This window comes from Acidisphaera sp. S103, assembly GCF_009765975.1.
In the GTDB taxonomy this organism is placed as follows: Bacteria; Pseudomonadota; Alphaproteobacteria; order Acetobacterales; family Acetobacteraceae; genus Rhodopila.
Genome location: NZ_LMUJ01000096.1, coordinates 1 through 3,048, shown reverse-complemented (window position 1 = coordinate 3,048; position 3,048 = coordinate 1). Strand labels below are relative to the sequence as shown.

The 3,048-nt window shown below is 61.4% G+C and carries 4 protein-coding genes; 1 reads left to right on the top strand and 3 read right to left on the bottom strand.

Features of this window, described 5'->3' with window-relative positions:
- Positions 1-313: 313 nt before the first annotated feature.
- The 3 genes from GSQ89_RS31960 to GSQ89_RS31945 all read right to left on the bottom strand — a co-directional run bounded on the left by GSQ89_RS31960 (position 314) and on the right by GSQ89_RS31945 (position 2,166).
- A complete protein-coding gene (locus GSQ89_RS31960; RefSeq protein ID WP_158932162.1) occupies positions 314-1,279 on the bottom strand; it encodes an IS5 family transposase in 966 nt (321 codons plus the stop codon).
- The gene (narI, locus tag GSQ89_RS31955; RefSeq protein WP_254073462.1) at positions 1,162-1,683 is read right to left on the bottom strand and encodes a respiratory nitrate reductase subunit gamma; all 522 of its coding nucleotides are present in this window, start codon (positions 1,681-1,683) and stop codon (positions 1,162-1,164) included. Before narI ends, GSQ89_RS31960 begins: the two co-directional genes overlap by 118 nt.
- Positions 1,684-1,815: 132 nt before the next feature.
- Entirely contained in the window at positions 1,816-2,166 is a 351-nt protein-coding gene (locus GSQ89_RS31945; protein WP_158932161.1) for a hypothetical protein, read from the bottom strand.
- Positions 2,167-2,413: 247 nt separating this feature from the next.
- On the opposite strand from GSQ89_RS31945, the gene GSQ89_RS31940 reads away from it, so the two are divergent.
- Positions 2,414-2,890 (top strand): hypothetical protein, encoded by a 477-nt coding sequence (locus GSQ89_RS31940; RefSeq protein WP_158932160.1) that lies wholly within the window; start codon positions 2,414-2,416, stop codon positions 2,888-2,890.
- The last annotated feature ends 158 nt before the right edge of the window (positions 2,891-3,048 follow it).

Genomic DNA, 3,048 nt, shown 5'->3' with positions numbered 1-3,048 from the left:
ACCACTGCCGGCGTGGGTCGTGGCCGGCACGCTGGCTGCCGCCGTAATCTTCGCCCTCCTCCTGGATTTGGTGAAGGTGCCCACATTCCAACGCCTCAAAATCACTTAAGGCCACGCCGCGCTGGCCAAACAGCATCAGTTTAAGGAACCTCTGAATAGAGTGAATTTCCTGCAGTGACCGGTTCGCGGCACGGACTGCGTACGTCCGAGGGCGTCATGGGACGGTCCGGGCATGGCAGTCCGCTGCGATTGTCAATTTTCCGAGGCTTTCGGTTCTTTTTTCTCCTGCGGCGAACAGACTCCCCTCTTGTGCTCAATCGGCAGGGACAATCAGGTGCCGTGCCAGATACAAATCCACCAGGGCAAACTGGCTGAACAGGTGCTGTTCGTTCTTGAACAACCCGCGATATCGCACCTTCGTATAGTCGAACTGGTGTTTGAGAATCTGGAACGGATGCTCTACCGCCGAACGCAGCGCCGCCATTAATCGGTTCAAGCGTTTCTCCTCCGGTGTCGTGTCACAGCCCTTCTTGCGCTTGAATGGCACGAACCAGCGCGGACCGACGACATCCTCATCGCGCGGGCGATCCGGTTCACGCGTCCTGTCGGCGTAGCCACGATCAGCGTGCGCTGTCGCCTCGTCGCCGTGCAACAGCGTATCCGCCATACTGTAGTCCGAGACTTTGCCGGTCGTGACCTCCAGCGTATGCACCAAGCCATGCGCGGTATCGACGCCAATATGCGCCTTCATCCCGAAATGCCATTGGTTGCCCTTCCTGCTCGACGTCATCTCCGGGTCCCGCTTGCGTGCCTCGTTCTTCGTCGATGGCGGGGCGGCGATCAGGGTGGCGTCCACGATCGTACCCTCGCGCAGGATCAGGCCGCGTTCGCTCAGCAAAGAGACAACCTCCTGGAACAGGCTCTCGCCCAGTTGGTGCGCCTCCAGCAAATGACGGAAGTTCAGGATCGTCGTCTCGTCCGGCATCCGGCTGATGCCTGCGTCCAACCCCGCGAAGCGTCTCAGCACGGGGATGTCGTGCAGCGCCTCCTCCATCCCAGGGTCCGAGTAGCCATACCAGTTCTGGAGAAAGTGGATCCGCAGCATCGTGCTCAACGGATAGGGCTTCCGCCCATTCCCGGAGGCGGGATAATGCGGCGCGATCAGGGCTTCGAGCCGAAGCCAGGGCACCACCCGATCCATCTCCGCCAAAAACGCTTCACGGCGCGTGACTTTCCGCTGCTTCCGGAAACCGTCACACTCGGCAAAACTGCGCTGCATCCGAAGGCTCCTCCGCCAGGCAGCGAATCATAGATGGCCCGCGTCGCATAGGACTTATTCAGAGATACCTTAATCGCGATATCCCATCGCCGGCTGGTGGTGCGGATGCGCGGGTCGGTCAATCGGCGATGGATCAGCAACGACAGACCGACGATCGCGATCAGGCTGGCGGGGCCGCCGACCACCATGGCGAGCAGTTCATGCTGGGCGGGGCTGATCAGCCAGTCCACCGCCCAATCGGGTATCCGGAAGCCGGTGAAATGACCTCCGATAACGATCAAGATGCCGATGTGAAACAGATTGGATCCCCGGCGGAACTGCCGCTTTCGCAACAGCGGACTCGACCCGCTACGCCAGGTGTCTTGCGCGGTGTCGAAGCGTATGAGACCGCCAAGCGCGAACACGGTCACGGGCGCAGCCGCGGGGTTCGTGTTTGGGCAGATCAGGCCGTGTACGGGGATAGTCGGTCTGCTGGGTTTCCCACGTCACGATGCCGCCCTTGACGTAGATCTTCCACGAGCACGAACCGGTGCAGTTCACACCATGGGTGGAGCGCACGATTTTGTCGTGCTGCCAGCGTTTGCGGTAAGCTGCATCGATTGCTGGAACGCATGCGCGGCCAGCCCATACAGCGCGACCGCGGCAAACCCGATGAAGAACCCCCAGGTGCCCATGATGAGGCCCTGCCGCAGGTTGCCCACCACCCCGCTCCGCGTAAACGCGGCAATCGTCTGCGGCTGAACACCCGCCGGGCCGATCACGTGCATGGTCCGGTTTCCCTGGCGCAGGGCGATGGCGGCAGTGAACTTTCCATTCTGGCGTGCTCCGGTCTTTGGTCCGGTCACCACAATGACGGTCCTGCCGCCGTCGGCCTTGATCTGGATCAATGCTGAGTCCGCATGGGAGTGCTCGTATCCGTGACGTAGATCGCGCACCGGTGCGCGCCGCGCATTCCGACCGGTCTGAACGGGACAGCCAAGCCTGACGGCAGCCCGGAATGACCCGTAAGACGTCTTCGCGGCCCTCGCGGGGATGGAACGATAGGATTTGCACATTTCCGTCGACATGGCCGTGGACGCGGCGGCACTGGGATGGATCCGACGCAACCCGCGTTACCTGGGATGGGGAATTGTCATGGATGATGTTGTGATCGCGCGAGCCTTGCATGTCCTCGCCGTGGTCATCTGGATTGGCGGTGTGTCGATGGTGACCACCGTTGCCTTGCCGGCCATTCGCCGTGGCGACCTTGGCAGCGACTGGCTTCAGGCCTTGGGCGCGATCGAACATCGTTTCGCATGGCAGGCGCGCATAGCCGTCGTCATCGTCGGCCTGACTGGCTTCTACATGGCGGCGCGGCTTGATCTGTGGGACCGGTTCCGCTCGGCGGAGTTCTGGTGGATGCACGCAATGGTTTGCGTCTGGTTGTTGTTCACCGTTGTCCTGTTCGTGGCGGAGCCATTCGTCGTGGCCCGCCACTTCCGAAAATGGGCGACATCAGCACCACAGGTCGCGTTCAGATGGCTGCATCGGGTGCATTGGGTTCTGCTCGCGCTCAGCCTGATCACCATCTTCGGCGTGGTCGCGGGTAGTCAGGGATGGTCGTTGTTCTAACTCGTCGACTGCCGACGGTGTCTCCCTTCCGAGAGTGAAGATCATGACGATGAACCTGAAAGGCGCTCACACTGTGCCCGCATTTCTTTCCCAGGGCTTCCGGCCGTTCTTTCTGGCAACGGGTCTCTGGTCAGCGATGGCGATTGCGGTCTGGATCG

What these genes read in the sequence shown, in the direction of transcription:
- GSQ89_RS31940 (WP_158932160.1), top strand. Translation starts at nt 2,414, where the DNA reads ATGGATGATGTTGTGATCGCGCGAGCCTTGCATGTCCTCGCCGTGGTC.
- GSQ89_RS31960 (WP_158932162.1), bottom strand. Translation starts at nt 1,279, where the DNA reads ATGCAGCGCAGTTTTGCCGAGTGTGACGGTTTCCGGAAGCAGCGGAAA.